Genomic DNA, 17,145 nt, shown 5'->3' with positions numbered 1-17,145 from the left:
CTCAGGGCTGCTGCGAGGGGTCCACGCTGTCCGGATGCGCGGCGCGCAGAGCCTTCCAGGCGGTCTCGGCGGCCTGCTGCTCGGCTTCCTTCTTGCTCCGGCCGATGCCGTGCCCGTAGGTGTCGGCACCGATCCGGACCCGGGCCTCGAACGTCTTCGCGTGGTCCGGCCCGGACTCCGCGATCACGTACTCCGGGACGCCGACGCCGAGCTGGGCGACCAGCTCCTGCAGCGACGTCTTCCAGTCCAGGCCGGCGCCGAGCCGGGCCGACGACTCCATCAGGTCGTCGAACAGCCGGTGCACCACCCCGCCCGCGACCTCGAAGCCGCGGTCCAGGTAGACGGCGCCGATCAGCGCCTCGACACAGTCGGCGAGGATCGAGGACTTGTCCCGACCTCCGGTGGCCTCTTCCCCGCGGCCGAGCCGCAGGTACTTGCCGAGCTTGAGCTCGCGGGCGACACCCGCGAGCGCACGCATGTTGACCACCGCGGCGCGGAGCTTGGCCAGTCGGCCCTCGCTCAGATCCGGGTGGTTCCGGAACAACGACTCCGTGACGATGACGCCGAGCACGGAGTCCCCGAGGAACTCCAGCCGCTCGTTCGTCGGCAGCCCACCGTTCTCGTACGCGAACGAACGGTGGGTGAAGGCGTGCTCCAGCAAATTGTCAGCCAGCGATACGCCGAGCCGCTGGTTCAGCTCGGCGTAGAGCCCCGTTTCGTTGACCGAAGAATTCACTGTTACTGGTGCCGTTTAGCTCTCGACGACCTGGCGACGCTCACCCTTGGCGCCGTACTGGCCGCAGTTCGGGCAGACGGTGTGCGGCAGGTGCTTCGCGCGGCAGGCGGGGTTCACGCAGGTGACCAGCGACGGGGCAGTGGTCTTCCACTGGGCCCGGCGGCTACGGGTGTTGCTGCGCGACATCTTCCGCTTCGGAACGGCCACGGTTATGACTCCTCGGTTCGGCCGGGGGCTTGACGACCCGGCCGGCTGGCTGACGTTTGTTCGGTCTTCAGTTGTTCTGCTGGTCGTTCTGGAGCAGGCCGTCGAGGGCTGCCCAGCGGGGATCGGTGCGTTCCTCGTGCTTGTGGCCGGGCTCGTCCGCCAGGCGCACCCCGCAGTCGGGGCACAGTCCCGGACAGTCGTCCGTACACAACGGCTGGAACGGCAGCGCGAGCACCACCTGGTCCCTCAGCACCGGCTCGAGGTCGATCAGATCGCCCTCCATCCGGCTGGCCTCGTCCGGTTCGGCTTCGCTCTCCGGGTAGACGTACAGCTCCTGGACGTCAGCGAGGAACTCGTCCTCGATATCGACCAGGCACCGCGCGCACTCCCCCACCAGGCGGCCGCGGGCCGTTCCGGTGACGAGCACCCCTTCGACCACCGATTCCAGCCGTAGATCGAACTGGATCGGATCGCCTTCGGGGACGCCGATCACGTCGATTCCGAGATCCACCGGCGCCGGCGCCGTGAAGGTGACTTCGCGTTGGGACCCGGCGCGGCGTGTCAGCTCGTGCGTGTCGATCACGAGTGGGGACCGCGGGTCCAGGACGCTCAGGACAAACCTCTCAGGCGTGGGCAGACAAGATCTCGGTCTCGTCGAGACCGGTTGTCAAGACTACCAACTTCCCGGCGTACCGCCCAATCCGGGGGCATCCTAGAGCTTCTTCCGTAACCGAGCGTGAACAGCGGGGGTCACGAACGTGCGGACGTCGCCGCCCAGCCGGGCGATCTCCTTGACCCAGCTGGAGGAGATGAACGCGTTCTCCGGCGCGGTCGGGAAGAACAGCGTGTCGACGCCGGTCATCCGCCGGTTCAGCTGCGCCATCTGCAGCTCGTAGTCGTAGTCCGCGGCCGAGCGCAGGCCCTTCACGATCACCCCGGCGCCCTCGGCCCGGCAGTAGTCGACCAGCAGCCCGTCGAACGTGCCGACCCGGACGTTCGGGAACGGCTCGACCAGTTCGGTAAGCATCTCGATCCGCTCCTGCGGGTCGAACAGCCGGTTCTTCGACTGGTTCACCCCGGTCGCGACGATCAGCTCGCCGAAGGCGGCGGCCGCCCGGGTGACGATGTCGAGGTGCCCGACAGTGGGCGGGTCGAAGGTGCCTGGGAACACCGCCTTAGCCATGCCGGTGACCGTACCAAAGCCGCGCCTCGCCGTACTTGCGGTCCCGCAGCGCGGCGAACCCGTCCGGCCACTCCCACGGCTCGCGCTTCCCACGCTCGACGACCACGACCGCGTCGTCGGCCAGCCAGCCGCCCGCCGCCAGCCCGGTCAGCACGTCCTGCAACTCGGCCGTTTCCAGCTTGTACGGCGGGTCCGCGAACACCAGGTCGAACACCGCCGGGGCGTCACCCGCTGTGACCTTCTCGACCGGCCGGATCAGCAACGTCGCGCCGGGCAGCCCGACCACCTGGATGTTCGCGGCGATCACGTCGGCCGCCCGCCGGTCCGACTCGACCAGCACGGCCCGCGCCGCGCCCCGGGACAGCGCCTCCAGCCCGATCGCGCCGGATCCGGCGTACAGGTCGAGCACCGCGAGCCCGTCGAAGTTGCCGAACTCGGCCTCCAGCGACGAGAACAACGCCTCCCGCACCCGATCCGCCGTCGGCCGCGTCCCACTCCCCGCCGGCACGCCGATCCGCCGCCCCCCGGCCGCTCCCCCGACGATCCGCGTCACGTCTTCTCCAAGTATTCGGTGGTCTCCGACTCGAGCGCCTCGCGTACGACGGACCGCAGCGCCGGGTACTCGGCCAGCTCCGCGTCGACCGAGACGATCGAGTTCGCCACGTGCCGGGCCGCCAGGATCACGTCCTCGTCGCGGAGCACGCTCAGCAGCTTCAGGCTGGACCGGCGACCGGACTGCGCGACGCCGAGGACGTCGCCCTCGCGCCGGGTCTCGAGGTCGATCCGGGACAGCTCGAACCCGTCCGTCGTGGACGCGACCGCCTCCAGCCGCCCGTACGACTTCGACCCCGCCCACAGGTCCGTGACCAGCAGGCACAGCCCCGGCACCTGGCCCCGCCCGACCCGGCCGCGGAGCTGGTGCAGCTGCGAGATCCCGAACCGGTCGGCGTCCATGATCACCATCGTCGACGCGTTCGGTACGTCGACCCCGACCTCGATCACCGTGGTCGCGATCAGGACGTCGACGTCCCCGGCCGCGAACCGCGACATCACCGCGTCCTTCTCGTCGGCCGGCAACCGCCCGTGCAGGACCTCCACCCGCAGGTCGTGCAGGATCTCCGAGAGCGCCTCGGCCACCTGGATCACCGAGATCGGCGGCCGGGCCTGCTTCTTCCCGCCCTCGTCGGTCTCGAGGAGCTCGCCCTCCTCGTCCTTCGCGTTCTTCACGTCGTCGCCGATCCGCGGGCACACGACGTACACCTGATGCCCCTTGCCGACCTCCTCGCGGACCCGGACCCAGGCGCGCTGCAGCCAGTCCGGCCGCTCCTTCGCCGGGACGACCGACGACTGGATCGGCGACCGCCCGGCCGGCAGCTGGGTGAGCGTCGACACCGCGAGGTCGCCGAACACCGTCATCGCCACCGTCCGCGGGATCGGCGTCGCGGTCATCACCAGCACGTGCGGGGTGTTCTCGCCGGACTTCGCGCTCAGCGCCGCCCGCTGCTCGACGCCGAACCGGTGCTGCTCGTCGACCACCACCAGCCCGAGATCCGCGAACTGGACCTTGTCCTCCAGCAGCGCATGCGTCCCGACCACGATCCCGGCCGCACCACTGGCCGCGTCCAGCATCGCCGCCCGCCGGGCCGCGGCGTTCAGCGAACCGGTCAGCAGCCCGATCTTCGTCGCGTGTTCCGCGCCGCCGAGCATGCCCTGCTCGGCCAGCTCACCGAGCATCTTCGTCAGCGTCTTGTGGTGCTGCACCGCGAGCACCTCGGTCGGCGCGAGCAACGCCGCCTGACCGCCGTTGTCGACCACGGACAGCATCGCCCGCAGGGCCACCACGGTCTTGCCGGAACCGACCTCACCCTGCAGCAGCCGGTGCATCGGGTGCGGGCGGGCGAGGTCCGCGAAGACCTCCTCCCCCACCTCGGCCTGTCCCTCGGTCAGCTCGAACGGCAGCCGCTTGTCGAAGTCGTCGAGCAGCCGCCCCTGCACCCGCGGCCGCGGTACGGCGTTCAGCGCGTCCGTCACGGCGCGCCGCTGGGCGAGGATCGTCTGCATCACCAGCGCTTCCTCGAACCGGAACCGCTGCTGAGCCCTGTCGATGTCCTTCTCGGTGTCGGGCAGATGCACCAGCTGCAAGGCGTCCCGGAGCCCGAGCAGCTTCTCGTTGCGCAGGATCAGGTCCGGCACCGGGTCGTCGATCCGGTCGTCCAGGCTGTCCAGCACGATCTTCACCGACCGCTCGATCGTTGCGGTCGGCAACTTCGAGGTCGCCGGGTAGAGCGGGCGGAACGGGCGGGCACGGCGTTCGATCTCCGCCTCGGTGAGGTCCTCGGACTCCAGCACCTCGGTGCCCGGGTTCTTCAGCTGCATGATGTCGCGGAACATCGTCACCTCGCCCCAGAACAGGGCCGACGTGCCGGGCGTCAGCTTGGTCACCAGCCAGGGCTGGTTGAAGAACGCCGCCTCCAGGTCGTTGCGGCCGTCGGTGACCACGACCTTGGTGATCGTCCGCCGCTTGCGGAACTTGTGCGCGTCCTCGGGCTTGATCTCGAGCTTGGTGTCCAGCGCCCGGGCGGTGACCTTCTTGACCCGCCCGTTCACGGTCGCCTGGTCGCCGACCTCGAGCTCGTCGAACGGCGTCAGCTCGCCCTTCTTCAGGTACCGCCGCGGGTAGTGCCGCAGCAACTCGCCCACGGTCTCGATCCCGAGCACCTCGGCGAACGTCTTGGCCGTCCTGTCCCCGAGGAAGTCCCGGAGTTTGCGGTCCATGTCGTTCTTCATTCCACCCCGATCAACAACGGGTACCTGTCCTGCCCACCGTCGTACACCATCACATCGACATCTTTGCGCGCCCGCCGGACATGCCGCTCGACCGCCGCCGCCAGCCCCGGGTCCGCGTCCCGTCCGGTCACGATCGTCAACAGCTCGCCGCCACCGCCGAGCAGCCGGTCGACGACGCCGTACGCCGCCTGCTCCAGATCGTCGGTGATCAACGCGAAGTCGCCGTCCACCACGCCGAGGGCATCACCGACCCGGCACCTGCCGGCCATCGTCCACGCGTCCTTGACCGCGACCGTCACGGCACCGTGCCGGGTCTGCCCGGCGGCCGCCGAGAGCTGTACGACGTCGTCGTCGAAGCTGCGCGCCGGGTCGTGCACCGCGATCGCGGCCAGGCCCTGGACCTGGGCGCGGGTCGGGATCACCGCGACCCGGATCCCGTCCTGGCGGGCCGCGGTGGCGGCGGCCTCGGCGACCGCGAGCGAGTCCTGGTCGTTCGGCAGGATCACGATCTCGGGTGCCTTCGACTCCTCGATCGCCTGCAGCAGTTCGCCGGTCGAGCAGCGGCGTCCGGGGCCGCCGCGGATGATCCGGGCGCCGGCCTCGGCGAACAGCTCGCCCAGCCCGTCGCCGGCCACCACCGCGATCACGGCCCGGCCGGGCGGGGGCTCGTGATGGTGTGTCTGGTCGGCGAAGTGGGTGACCCGGATCCGGTGCGGGCGGCCGATGTCGATCCCGGACTCGATCGCGGCGCCGACGTCGTCGGTGTGGACATGGACGTTCCAGAGCCCGTCGCCGCCGACCACGACGACCGAGTCCCCGAGCCCCGCCAGCCGCTGCCGGAACCCGTCGACCTGCTCGTCCGGCGCGTCCAGCAGATACATCACCTCGTACGCCGGACCGTCCACGCTCTCGCTGCTCTCCCCCTGAGGCTCCACCCGCGCCGGCACCACCACCCGGACGTGCTGACCGGTCAGAACGGACTCCATCGCGCCGAGGATCACCACCAGCCCGGCTCCCCCGGCGTCGACAACCCCCGCACGCCGGAGGACGTCCAGTTGCTCCGTGGTCTTCGTCAGGGCCTGCCGGGCGGACGCGACCGCGGCGAGGCACACGTCGGCGAGGGACTTGCCGTCGTTCGCGGCGGTCGTCGCGCCGAGGGCGGCCGCGCGGGCGACCGTCAGCATCGTCCCCTCGACCGGCTGGGCGACCGCGCCGTACGCGGCGTCCGCGGCGAACCGGAGCGCGTCGGCGAAGGCGGCGGCCTCGCTCATCGCCGGGTCGGCGAGAACCCCGGGCGTATCGCCGGACCGGTCAGCACCGTCGGCAGCGGCGTCGCGGTGCCGGGGCAGGTTCTCGGTCAGGCGGAGGCCGCAGGCGCGGATCAGCTGGGAGGTGATCACGCCGGAGTTCCCGCGGGCGCCGAGCAGGGCGCCGCGGCCGAACGCCTGGATCGCCTCGCTGAAGGTCAGCTCGCCCTTCGGCAGCGCGTCGCAGGCGGCTTCCCAGGTCAGGTAGAGGTTGGTCCCGGTGTCGCCGTCCGGCACCGGGTACACGTTCAGCTCGTCGATGCCCGCCCGCGCCCGGGCCAGCTCGGCCAACGCGGTCCGGGCCCACGCCCGCAGCACCTCAACGGTCAATTCCGCCACGCCCGGAAGGCTAACGCGAAGCGCGTTCGGTACGGTCTCCCGGTGAGTGTGTTGTTCTCGGCCGCAGCCGACAGTTACGGGTGGGCGGTGCGGGAGCTCCGCGGCGAGTTCGGGCGGGACCTGCAGATCGAGCGGGTCGGCGCGGAGCTCGGGCGGGTCGACGGCGTCGACGTCGGCGAGCTGTCCGCGGCGTGCGACGCGGGGCGGATCATGTTCGTCCGGCACCTGACGGTCGAGATCGGGAGCTTCGAGGAGTTGCCGCCGGAGTACGAGCTGGCGGAGCTGGTGCTGGCCGAGCTGCCGGAGTACCCGAAGGCGCTGGCCGTGCAGGCGTGGACCGACGGCCCGGGCGGCGGCTCGTATTACCACCGGATCGAGGAGGCGCTCGCCGGTCGCGGCGTCGCCGTCACCCGTTCCGGGCAGGAGTATGTCGTCTCGTGCTTCGGCGGCCGGAAGGCGATCCTGCTCGGGGTGAACCGGCGGGCGGACAGCCTGTCGGACTGGCCCGGCGGGCGGATGCGGCTCGCGCGCGGCGGGGAGCGGGTGTCGCGGTCGGAGTTCAAGCTCGAGGAGGCGATCGCGACCTTCGGGCTGGAGCTGCCGCGCGGCGGTAAGGCCGTCGACCTCGGCGCGTCGCCGGGCGGCTGGACGCGGATCCTGCGGCTGCACGGGCAGGAGGTGTGGTCGGTGGACCCGGGTTCGCTGGACCCGCGGCTGCGCGGCGACCGGCGGATCCACCACGAGGCGACCACGGCCGGCCGGTTCTTCGCGGCCAACCGGATCCGGTTCGACGTGGTGGTGAACGACATGCGGATGGACCAGGTGACCAGCGCCCGGATGATGCTCGACGCGGCCGCCCACCTGCGCCGCGACGGTCTCGCGGTCGTCACGCTCAAGGGCGGCGGCAAGAACCCGCTCGACGGCGCCCGCCGCGGGATCGAGGTGCTCCGCGAGCGGTACGACGTACTGCACGCCCGGCAGCTGCACCACAACCGGAACGAGATCACCGTGGTGGCCCGCAAACACGACTAGGCGCCCGGGGCGAACCCCGGGCGCCTGGTCGAAGGCCCTACACGGAAGTTTTGCTGTGTATCAGCCGACGACGCGCTGGACCTTACCGGCCTTGATGCAGGAGGTGCACACCTTCATCTTGGTGGGCGTGCCCTTGATGATCGCGCGGACCGGCTGGATGTTCGGGTTGAAACGACGCGGCGTACGCGCCTTGACCCGCCGGATCATCGCACCCTTACCCAGGCGGGCAACGCTGTTGCCGAACGTCGGCTGCTTGCCGCAGACATCGCACTTCTTAGACATGATTCTCCGTGTTCAGGGTCGTGACTCCGACAGATCATGTTACATGGGTGTCAGCCACCCACCAATTCGGCTGTCAGGCCGTGAGGTACGCCACTTCGTCGTCGGTCAGCGTGACCGACAAGCCCGGTGTCGACGTGCGGGTCTCGCTCACGTGCCGCGGCCCGATCAACGGGAACACAGGATACGGCTGGTGCAGCAGCCAGGCCAAAGCGATCGCCGTCGGCTCGACGCCCTTCGCCGCCGCGAGTTCCCGCGCCCGGTCCAGCCGGCGGAAGTTCTCGTCGGAGTAGAAGCAGCGCACCAGCTCGGCGTCCGAGGTGTCCTCCGGCTTGGCCCGCCCGGTGAAGAACCCGCGCGCCTGGCTGGACCACGGGAACAGCGCGACCTGCCGCTCCCGCAGCCACGCCTGCGACTCGTCGTCGGCCACGTGCCGGCAGCCGGCCCACGGTACGTCGTACGCCCGCGCGAGGCTGAGGTGGTTGCTGAGCAGCGTGAACGGCTGCTTGCTGTTCGCCTCGGCGTACACGTTGGCCTCGTCGAAGCGCGCGGTGGTCCAGTTCGACCCGCCGAACGCCCTGATCCGGCCGGCCTTGAAGTGCTCGTCGAGTACGTCGACGAACTCCGAGACCGGGATCTCCTCGTTGTCGCGGTGCATGAAGTAGAGGTCGACGTGGTCGGTCTGCAACCGCTCGAGGCTCTCCTCCAGCTGCCGGGTGATCGACTCCGGGTCGCAGTGCGGCGTGTGCGCGCCCTTGCCGATCACGACCAGGTCGTCCCGGTTGCCACGGGACGCCATCCACTGCCCGAGCAGCTTCTCACCACGCCCGCCGCCGTAGATGTACGCCGTGTCGAACGTCGTCCCGCCGCGCTCGACGAAGTCGTCGAACACGACCGCGGCGTGCGGCAGCGTCTGCTGGTTGTCGACGCCCATCACCAGCCGGGACACCTGCTTGTCGACGCCCGGTACGTGGCCGTACGTCATCGGGGCGTCGGCGCGCTTGGTCAGCGGGCGTCCGGTCGCGGTCGGGATCCTCGCGTCGTCCCGCTCGCTCGCGTACTGCTGCCCGATCGCGGCCCGCCACTGGTCCTGGACGGTGAGGTTGCCGAGCGTGTCCGCCCAGCTCATCTCCGGTGCCTCCTTCGCACCGGAGGCGATTGCCGCCTGGACGGCCTCAGCCTCGGCCGTGTAGATCAGCGCCGGCTCCGCGGACAGCTCCCGCGGCTCCTCCCCGACCCTGGACAGCACGACCTTGTTCGGCTTGCCGTCGCCGCCGAACCACGGGTCGTCGATCTGCAGATAGCCCTTGCTCCCGTAGATCCGGACCTGGTTCTGGTCCCCGAGCCGTACGCCGGTGGTGATCTGCGCGGTGATGCCGCCGTCGAAGAACAGCGTCGCCGCCGTCCACTCGTCGACGCCGGTCTCGCCGACGGTGCCGACCGCGTTCACCGCGGCCGGGTCGGCGAACGGCTGCCCGGTCGCCGCGCCGGCGATCAGCCGGGCCATCGACACCGGGTAGCCGCCGACGTCGAGGATGCCGCCGCCGGCCAGCTCGTCGGCGTAGATCCGGCTGCTCGGGTTGAACGACGCGTTGAACGCGAAGGTGGCCTGGATCGAGTGCACGGTGCCGAGTTCGCCGTCGCGGACCAGCTGGGTGATCAGCTTGGTCTGCGGGAGGCAGCGGTACATGTACGCCTCCATCAGGAAGACGTCGTTGCGGACCGCGGCCTCGATCATCGCCTCGGCCCACGCGCGGTTGATCGCCAGCGGCTTCTCGCACAGTACGTGCTTGCCGGCCTCGGCCGCCTTGATCGCCCACTCGACGTGCATCGGGTGCGGGGTCGCGATGTACACCGCCTCGACGCTGTCGTCGGCGAGCAGGTCCTCGTACGACGCGTGCCGGTGCGCGATGTCCCACTTGTCGGCGAACGCGTTCGCCGAGTCGAGGGACCGGCTGCCGACGGCGACGACCTCGTTGGTCGGCGACGTCGGCACCTGGCTGGCGAACCGGGACGCGATGTTGCCGGTGCCGATGATGCCCCAGCGGAGCTTGTGGTCAGTCAAAGGGAATCCCGTGGTTGTAGGTGAAGGTCAGAACTTCATGGCGCCCGCGGCCAGGTCGGCGATGAAGGAACGCGCGCCGATCAGGAAGACGCCGATCAGGGGGATGACGCTCATCAACGCACCGGCCATCACCATCGAGTAGTCGGTGCCGTAGATGCCGTTCAGCTGGTCGAGGGCGACCTGCAGGGTGAGGCGGTTCGGGTCGGTCATCACGATCAACGGCCAGAGGTAGTCGTTCCAGACGTTGATGAAGGTGAAGATGCCGAGGAAGGCCAGACCGGGCCGGAGCACCGGCAGGCCGACGGTCAGGTACTGCCGGAAGAACCCGGCGCCGTCGACCTTGGCGGCCGAGATCAGTTCGTCGGGGATCGCGCCCTTGGCGTACTGGCGCATCCAGAAGATGCCGAACGCGTTCGCCGCGCCGGGGATGATCAGCGCCTTCAGCGACCCGATCCAGCCGAACTGCGCGAGCACCACGAACTGCGGCACCAGCGACAGCTGGGTCGGGATCATGAACGTCGCGAGCAAGATGCCGAACAGCACGTTCCGGCCCGGGAACTGGTACTTCGCGAACGCGAACGCGGCCAGCGAGTCGAAGAACAGCACCAGCACCGTGACCGCGAGCGACGCGACCAGCGTGAGCAGCATCGAGCCGAAGAAGTCGATGTTGTCCAGCACCTTGCCCATGTTCTCGAACAGGTGCGAGCCGATCAGCAGCTTCGGCGGGTAGCTGAAGATGTCCGGGGTGGTGTTGGAGGCCATCACCACCATCCAGTAGAACGGGAAGAGCGAGACGATCACGCCGAGCATCAGCACGACGTGACCGACGGCGGTGCGGATTCGCTCAACGGACATCGACGGCCTCCTTCTTGGAATTCTGGGCTGCGATCTTCCGTTCCACCCGCCGAGCGGCGCGTCGGGTCAGGCGTTCGTCGTCGTTGCCGCCGATCAGCCGCCAGTTGATGATGCTGAACAGCACGATCAGGACGAACAACGCCCAGCCGATGGCCGCCCCGTACCCGAACTGGTTCTTGATGAACGCGCTCTGGTAGAGGTACGAGACGATCGTCAGGCCGGCGTCGCCCGGGCCGCCGATGCTGCTGGTGTCGCCGAACAGCACCCGGGACTCGGTGAAGATCTGCAGGCCGCCGATCGTCGAGGTGACCGCGGTGAACAGGATCACCGGCCGCAGCATCGGCACCGTGATCCGCCAGAACGTCTGCCGCGGACTCGCCCCGTCGACCTTGGCGGCCTCGTACACGTCCTGCGAGATCGCCTGCAGGCCGGCCAGGTAGATGATCGCGTTGTAGCCGACCCAGCGCCAGGTGACGATGGTGGCGATCGCGATCTTGATCCCCCACGGCGACGTCAGCCATTCGACCTTGCCGAGCCCGATGGACTGCAGGAACGCGTTCAGCAGGCCGAAGTTGTTGCTGAAGATCGAGCCGAACACCAGCGTGATCGCGACCACCGAGGTGACGTTCGGGACGAAGTACGCGATCCGGTAGAAGGTGCGCAGCCGGGTCGCGTTGTGCAGTGCGTTCGCGATCACCAGCGCGAGCAGCAGCATCGGGACCGTGGACAGCACCCAGATGATCAGCGTGTTGCCGATCGTCTTCCAGAACGTCGCGTCGGTGAGCAGGTAGTGGTACTGCTCCAGCCCGACCCACTTCATCTGGCCGATGCCGTCCCAGGAGTGGAACGAGATCCAGATCGAGAACAGCACCGGGAAGGCGCCGAAGACCGCGAATAGGATGAAGAACGGCGCGACCGCGGTGTACTGCGGGAGCGCCTGCCGGTACTTGTTCGGCGGCTTCTCCGTCGCGACGTCCGTGGCAACCGCGGCCGGTACGGCCTTGCTCGTGACCGCCATTCAGATCGCCCCCACTCGGCTGAGCTCGCGCTGGACCTGGCGCTGGGCGTCGGACCAGGCCTGGTCGGGGTCCTTGCCGGAGGCCTCGATGTTCACCAGTTCGGCGCCGATCGGAGTGTCGACGATCGAGTCGTACGGCGAGAAGTAGGCGCCCGGGTACTTCTTCGCGGAGTCCGCGAACACGTCGACGATTTTCTGGCCGCCGAAGAACGGGTCCGGCGCGGACAGCTTCGGGTCGGTGTACGACGCCGGCGTGGACGGGAACAGCACCGGGTCCAGGAACGCCTGGGCCTGGTTCTTCGCCGACTCCAGCCAGCTGATGAACGCGAACGCCGCCTGCGGGTTCTTGCAGTACTTCGTGATCCCGAGGAACGACCCGCCCTTGTTGCCGGCGCCACCAGGAGCCGCCGTCACCCGCCAGAGTCCCTTGGTCTTCGGGGCCGCGTTCTTCGGGCCGAGCTGCGCCCACCAGACCGCGCCGTTGTACGCGACCAGCTTGCCGTTGGTGACGACAGCGTTCTTGTCGCTGGAGTTCTGCGCGTTCGCCGACAGCCCTTCCTTCACCACCCGGACGGCCAGGTCGAACGACTGCCGTACGTGGTCCTGGTCGCCGATGTACTGCCCGTCCCGCGTCATGTACTTCTTCGGCAGCTGGGCCATCCGGTAGTCGTACACACTCTTGATGTTGTCGGTGATCGACGAGCCCGGGACGGCCTGCTTCACCTTCTTGCCGAGCGTGATGAAGGCGTCCCAGTCCGGGGCCAGGCTCGCGACGGCCGCCGGGTCGATGTCGACGCCGGCCTTGGTGAAGATGTCGGTCCGGTAGAACAGCGCGGTCGGGCCGGTGTCCATCGGGTAGGCCATCATCTTGCCCTGCGGCGTCACGCCCCAGTCCCACTTCCAGGGCAGGAAGTCCTTGGCGAGGTCCTTGGCGCCGAGCTCGTTCAGGTCGTGGAACTGGTCCGCGTTCGGGAAGTAGGTGGCGACGTCGTCGTTGATCGCGACGATGTCCGGGACCAGGGACTTCCCGGCCAGTGCGGTCAGCACCTTGGTCTTGTAGTTGGTGCCGATCCGGGTCATCGCCAGCTTCATGCCGTCGTACCCCGGGATCGCCTTCTCGGCCTGGCTGATCAGGTCGTCGTTCACGGACCCGACCCAGGTCCACATGCTGAGCTCGTTCTTTCCACCCAGCGAGCCGACAGAGCCGCATCCGGTGAGCCCGGCGGCGGCTGCGGCGGTGCCGGCCGCCAGGAACGTCCTTCTACTCAGTGTCATAGCCTCACCTGGCGCTTTCTGTTGGATTTCGCCGGAAGGTGTCCACTCATGTTTACGTAGCCATAGGTAAGCGCATACCGACTGAACCGGTCAAGGGCTCCGATGACAAGATGACGTCATGACCTCACGCGCCGTCCTCTTCGATGCCGACGGAGTCCTGCAGCGGCCCACGTTCGACTGGTGGACCCACCTCGGGTCGCTGGTGCCGGCCGACGGCCACGCCTTCGTCGCGGACCTGATGGCGGCGGAGAAGCCCGCTCTGGTCGGCAAGGTCGACTTCCGGGACACGCTCGCCGAGGTACTACAGCGCTGGAACTCGACCGCGTCCGTCGACGAGGCGATCGCGCCGTGGAGCTGGTTCGAGTCCGAGCCCCAGGTGATCGAGCTGATCCAGACGCTACGCGCGGCCGGAATCGCGTGCCACCTGGCCACCAACCAGCAGCCGTACCGGCGGGCGATCATGCAGGACGAGCGCGGGTACGGCGCTTGGTTCGACCGCACGTTCTACTCCTGCGACCTCGGCCTCGCGAAGCCTGATCCGGCGTACTTCCGGGCGATCCTGAGCGCGATCGACGTACCCGCACCCGATGTGCTGTTCATCGACGACAACCCGGCGAACGTCGAGGGCGCGCGGAGCGTGGGGCTGCGGGCAGAGCTGTACGACCTGTCGGCCGGCGTACCGGCGCTCGTCGAGCTGCTGCGTCGGCACGACCTGCCGTTATAGCTCGCGGAAGTACACCGCGACCGGGAGCTTGATGCAGCCGAGGCGCTCGTAGAAGGCCCGCGCCGGGGCGTGGAAGTCGTCGCCGCCGGTGCCGATCTCGACGTACAGCGCTCCCGCCGCGCGCATCGCCGCGAAGGCGTGCTCGCACAGGTCGGTGGCCGTGTTCGAACGGCGCTGATCCGCCGCGACGGCGAGCAGCTCGACCGTGCCCCGGGCGCGGGCCGGGTCGAGGTGCCAGGCGACGTACCCGATGATCGTGCCGTCCTGCTCGGCGACGGCGACGTGCTTGTGCGCAGCCGGGTCGTGCAGGCCCGGGAGCTGCCGGCGGTAGTCGTCCTGCCAGTCGCCGTGCTGACGGGTGTAGATCAGTTCGCCGACCAGCGGCCGGAACGAGCCCTCGTAGAACGGGCCGAAGGTGGCGATCGTCAGGTCGATCAGCGGCTGCAGGTCGGCGTCGGCGTACGTTCGGATGGTCACCGGGGCGACGTTAGCGTGCCGGCGGTACGACGACCGGGACGGTGTGGATCCGGCCGGTCCGGGCGCCGCCGCGGAGGCGGGCGAGATTGTCCGCGATCGAGTCGGTCATCCGCCACTCGGACGTCAGGATGCAGAGCGTCGGGCCGTCGAAGTCGGCCAGCGTGACCGAGAACGGGGCGCGGTTCGCGGGCAGGTCGATCTGCTGCAGGATCTCGCCGCCGTCGGCGACCCGGACCACGCCCTCACCGCCGGTCTGGGTCCAGATCGCGCCCTCGGCGTCCAGGCAGATCCCGTCCGGGCCGAGGTTCTCGGCGTACACCCGGCGGTTCGTCAGGTCGCCGTCCGGCTGCACGTCGAACGCCGTCAGCCGACCGGCGAACGACTCCGCGATCACCAGCGTCCGGCCGTCCGGGGTGAGCACCATGCCGTTCGGGAACTCGATGTCGCCGGCCACCTCGCGGAGCGTGCCGTCCGGGGTGACGAGCTTGATCCAGCCAGGCCTCGGCGCCTCTCCGCCGGCGAAGTCGAAGTCCGCGCCGTCCAGGTAGATGTTGCCGTGGGCATCGACCACGAGCTCGTTCGCCTTCTGGTCGGCGAGCACCGTGACGGACCCGTCCGGCTCGTACCGGCGGAGCTTGTCGCCGGTGGTGAGCAGCCGGCCGTCGGGAGTCCACTCGATCGACCAGCCCATCAGCTGCTCGACCGGTACGTCGAAGTACTCGGTCGTGCCGTCGGCATCGATCGAGACGACCTGCTGCGCGATCCAGTTGCAGAACCACAGCCGGCCGCCGTACCAGCGCGCGGACTCGGGCATCGCCAGACCGTCGATCAGGAGCTTCATCGTGCCGCCTTCCTCGTGGGGGTGCTGTCACCCACTACACGAACGAGGTGCGGCCCGATCGACGGCTGAGCAGGAAAAGTACGCCGAGCAGCGGGAGCGTGATCAGGTACGCCGTCCGCAGGTCGAGGACGCGCGCCAGGACCGCCAGGAGCGCCGGCGCGACGAGAATCGCCGTACCGGAGGCCAGCGCGCCGACCGCGGCCAGCCGGGCGGAGCTGATCCCCGGGATCGCGACGAGCGCGGCGAGCGTGACCGGATAGAGCGGTGCGACGCCCAGCCCCGCGACGACCAGCCCAGCCGCAACAAGCGCTGGTGCGTCGAACAGACTCACCAGCAGGGTGCCTGCGGCCGCCAACAGCCCCGAAGGAACCACAGGCGACCATCCCTTGATCCTCAACGGCCCAACAGCGCGCCCCACCGCCATCCCAATCGGAAACGCGCTCCCCAGCAACGCGGCAGTCGCAGTAGGCAACCCACTCGCCACCAGCCGCGCCACCGCCCACACCACAAAACAAAACTCCACCGCCACCGCCAGCACCACCCGCAGCCAGCCAACGCCCACATCCATCACAACCCGCCGCCCCACCCGCCGCCACTTCCCCACCACCCCAGGCGCCGAGTCAATCAACACAGCCACCGTCTCGGCCGACCCCGCATCGGACGCCGCCGCATCCCGCTCCGCGTAGGACGCGCCCACAGCCCGCTCCGCGTAGAACGCCCCCGCAGCCCGCTCGCGCCGCTCCGCTTGCTCGCCCCGCGCTGCTTGCTCGCCCCGCGCTGCTTGATCTCCCCGGTCCGCCGCGCGTAGCGCGGTGGGGCGTTTGTGGGTGAGTAACGCGAGGAGCAGTAGCGGTGGTGCTGCGGCGAGCATGGCGAGGCGCCCGGTGGGGCCTAGCGTGTCCAAGGTGCCTACGGCCAACGGAGCGAGGATCCCTGTGCCGCTGGCTACTGCGTTGACTCGGCTGAGGCGGGAAGCAGCAGTGGGGCCGTTGAGCATCAGCGGGGCTACGAGGACCAGCAACGCGCCGCCCAGGCCGACGAACAGGCCGCCTGTGATGGCTATGGCGTACGACGTGGCTACAGCGATCAGCACCGCGCCTACAGCGCAAACGACCGACCCCAACGCCAGCACGGTCGGCATCGCCCACCGCCGGAGCATGCGGGGGCCGACCACCGCGACCAGCATCAGCCCGACAGCAAAACCCGACGACAGCAACGCCAGCCGGCTCGTCGGCTCGCGCAGGTCCCGCGCGAGGATCGCCACGCACGCCCCGAGCCCGGCCAGCACGAAACCCATCGCCGACAGCGCGGTCGCGATCCGGATCTCGTCGCTGCGGCTCCCGGCATCCACCGGGGCCTGCGTGGTCATTCCAGACCTTGGAACAGCGCGTCGAGCCGGTACAGGTCCGGCAGCTCGATGTCCGCCGGTACACCCTTCAGCCCGGCCGTCAACGCCCCGGACGCCTTCCCGGCGGTCAGCCCGACGACGGTGTCCTCGACGACCAGACACTCCGTCACCGGTACGCCGAGCAGCTCCGCCGCGCGCAGGTACCCCTCCGGGTCCGGCTTGCCACGGCTGACGTCGTCGACCGTGACCAGCACCGACGGTGCGATCCCGGACACGGTCAGCCGTACCTTGGCCAGCTGCGCCGGCGCACTGGTGTAGACCGCCCACGGCACCCCGAGCCGGTCCAGCGTGGCGACCAGCTGCAGCGCACCGGGCTTGGCCTCGACGCCCTCGACGTCGTTGACCTCCAGGTCCAGCACCCGCTCCCCCGCCGCGGCCAGCTCGGCCGCCGACGCGTCCGGCAGGAACTGCGCGATCGTCGCGGCCGCCGGGTTCCCGTGCGCGACCGCGAGCACGGTGTCCGGGTCCAGCCCGCACTCGACCGCCCAGCGGCTCCAGCTCCGGTCCACGACCGCGTCCGAATCCACCAGCGTGCCGTCCATGTCGAACAGCACCGCGCGGATGTCCCGGATCTCCATCAACCCTCCCATTAAACTCGTCCTCCGAGCATAA

The 17,145-nt window shown here is 69.5% G+C and carries 18 protein-coding genes; 2 read left to right on the top strand and 16 right to left on the bottom strand.

The genetic code is table 11. The annotated features are described in order from the left end of the window. Position 1: 1 nt before the first annotated feature. The 7 genes from rnc to ACXJJ3_RS36240 form a co-directional block, all read right to left on the bottom strand. Positions 2 to 736, bottom strand: a complete 735-nt coding sequence (gene rnc, locus ACXJJ3_RS36270) for a ribonuclease III (RefSeq protein ID WP_325037793.1) — start codon at positions 734 to 736, stop codon at positions 2 to 4. Positions 737 to 751: 15 nt separating this feature from the next. Further along, complete coding sequence (gene rpmF, locus ACXJJ3_RS36265) at positions 752 to 943, bottom strand: 50S ribosomal protein L32 (RefSeq protein ID WP_458166423.1); 192 nt, start codon at positions 941 to 943, stop codon at positions 752 to 754. Between the two features lie 67 nt (positions 944 to 1,010). After that, positions 1,011 to 1,526 carry a YceD family protein gene (locus tag ACXJJ3_RS36260; RefSeq protein WP_458166422.1) on the bottom strand — a complete coding sequence of 172 codons (516 nt, stop codon included), beginning with the start codon at positions 1,524 to 1,526 and terminating at the stop codon, positions 1,011 to 1,013. 129 nt (positions 1,527 to 1,655) lie between these two features. Continuing rightward, a complete protein-coding gene (gene coaD / locus ACXJJ3_RS36255; RefSeq protein WP_458166421.1) occupies positions 1,656 to 2,126 on the bottom strand; it encodes a pantetheine-phosphate adenylyltransferase in 471 nt (156 codons plus the stop codon). Continuing rightward, entirely contained in the window at positions 2,119 to 2,679 is a 561-nt protein-coding gene (gene rsmD, locus ACXJJ3_RS36250; RefSeq protein ID WP_458166420.1) for a 16S rRNA (guanine(966)-N(2))-methyltransferase RsmD, read from the bottom strand. Before rsmD ends, coaD begins: the two co-directional genes overlap by 8 nt. Next, entirely contained in the window at positions 2,676 to 4,913 is a 2,238-nt protein-coding gene (gene recG / locus ACXJJ3_RS36245) for an ATP-dependent DNA helicase RecG (RefSeq protein ID WP_458166419.1), read from the bottom strand. Before recG ends, rsmD begins: the two co-directional genes overlap by 4 nt. Then, on the bottom strand, positions 4,910 to 6,559 hold the full coding sequence (locus ACXJJ3_RS36240) for a DAK2 domain-containing protein (protein ID WP_458166418.1): 1,650 nt from the start codon (positions 6,557 to 6,559) through the stop codon (positions 4,910 to 4,912). The genes recG and ACXJJ3_RS36240 overlap by 4 nt, the downstream gene beginning before the upstream one ends. A gap of 42 nt (positions 6,560 to 6,601) precedes the next feature. Here ACXJJ3_RS36240 and ACXJJ3_RS36235 point away from each other — a divergent pair, with 42 nt between their 5' ends. Then, entirely contained in the window at positions 6,602 to 7,591 is a 990-nt protein-coding gene (locus ACXJJ3_RS36235) for an SAM-dependent methyltransferase (protein WP_458166417.1), read from the top strand. A 60-nt stretch (positions 7,592 to 7,651) separates the two neighbouring features. Here the strand turns inward: ACXJJ3_RS36235 and rpmB are convergent, their stop codons facing one another. The 5 genes from rpmB to ACXJJ3_RS36210 all read right to left on the bottom strand — a co-directional run bounded on the left by rpmB (position 7,652) and on the right by ACXJJ3_RS36210 (position 13,083). After that, positions 7,652 to 7,873, bottom strand: a complete 222-nt coding sequence (gene rpmB / locus ACXJJ3_RS36230; RefSeq protein WP_130387610.1) for a 50S ribosomal protein L28 — start codon at positions 7,871 to 7,873, stop codon at positions 7,652 to 7,654. Between the two features lie 73 nt (positions 7,874 to 7,946). Next, positions 7,947 to 9,935 (bottom strand): aldo/keto reductase, encoded by a 1,989-nt coding sequence (locus ACXJJ3_RS36225; RefSeq protein WP_458166416.1) that lies wholly within the window; start codon positions 9,933 to 9,935, stop codon positions 7,947 to 7,949. A gap of 27 nt (positions 9,936 to 9,962) precedes the next feature. Next, positions 9,963 to 10,790: a carbohydrate ABC transporter permease gene (locus tag ACXJJ3_RS36220; protein WP_458166415.1), complete on the bottom strand. Its 828-nt coding sequence runs from the start codon at positions 10,788 to 10,790 to the stop codon at positions 9,963 to 9,965. Then, entirely contained in the window at positions 10,780 to 11,808 is a 1,029-nt protein-coding gene (locus ACXJJ3_RS36215; RefSeq protein ID WP_458166414.1) for a carbohydrate ABC transporter permease, read from the bottom strand. The genes ACXJJ3_RS36220 and ACXJJ3_RS36215 overlap by 11 nt, the downstream gene beginning before the upstream one ends. Continuing rightward, positions 11,809 to 13,083 (bottom strand): ABC transporter substrate-binding protein, encoded by a 1,275-nt coding sequence (locus ACXJJ3_RS36210; RefSeq protein WP_458166413.1) that lies wholly within the window; start codon positions 13,081 to 13,083, stop codon positions 11,809 to 11,811. 118 nt (positions 13,084 to 13,201) lie between these two features. Between ACXJJ3_RS36210 and ACXJJ3_RS36205 the strand changes: the two genes are divergently transcribed. Then, complete coding sequence (locus ACXJJ3_RS36205) at positions 13,202 to 13,807, top strand: HAD family hydrolase (RefSeq protein WP_458166412.1); 606 nt, start codon at positions 13,202 to 13,204, stop codon at positions 13,805 to 13,807. Here ACXJJ3_RS36205 and ACXJJ3_RS36200 read toward each other — a convergent pair. Genes ACXJJ3_RS36200 through ACXJJ3_RS36185 form a run of 4 tightly spaced genes read right to left on the bottom strand, consistent with a single transcriptional unit; the run spans position 13,802 to position 17,111 of the window. After that, positions 13,802 to 14,284 carry a GNAT family N-acetyltransferase gene (locus ACXJJ3_RS36200; protein ID WP_458166411.1) on the bottom strand — a complete coding sequence of 161 codons (483 nt, stop codon included), beginning with the start codon at positions 14,282 to 14,284 and terminating at the stop codon, positions 13,802 to 13,804. The genes ACXJJ3_RS36205 and ACXJJ3_RS36200 overlap by 6 nt on opposite strands. Positions 14,285 to 14,294: 10 nt before the next feature. Continuing rightward, complete coding sequence (locus ACXJJ3_RS36195; protein ID WP_458166410.1) at positions 14,295 to 15,125, bottom strand: SMP-30/gluconolactonase/LRE family protein; 831 nt, start codon at positions 15,123 to 15,125, stop codon at positions 14,295 to 14,297. A 34-nt stretch (positions 15,126 to 15,159) separates the two neighbouring features. Next, complete coding sequence (locus ACXJJ3_RS36190) at positions 15,160 to 16,494, bottom strand: MFS transporter (RefSeq protein ID WP_458166409.1); 1,335 nt, start codon at positions 16,492 to 16,494, stop codon at positions 15,160 to 15,162. Further along, on the bottom strand, positions 16,491 to 17,111 hold the full coding sequence (locus ACXJJ3_RS36185) for an HAD-IA family hydrolase (protein ID WP_458166408.1): 621 nt from the start codon (positions 17,109 to 17,111) through the stop codon (positions 16,491 to 16,493). The genes ACXJJ3_RS36190 and ACXJJ3_RS36185 overlap by 4 nt, the downstream gene beginning before the upstream one ends. Positions 17,112 to 17,145: the final 34 nt, after the last annotated feature.

The organism is Kribbella sp. WER1 (assembly GCF_054189145.1).
The sequence above is the reverse complement of the archived record's forward strand: the minus strand, read 5'-3'. Positions and strand labels throughout refer to the sequence as shown.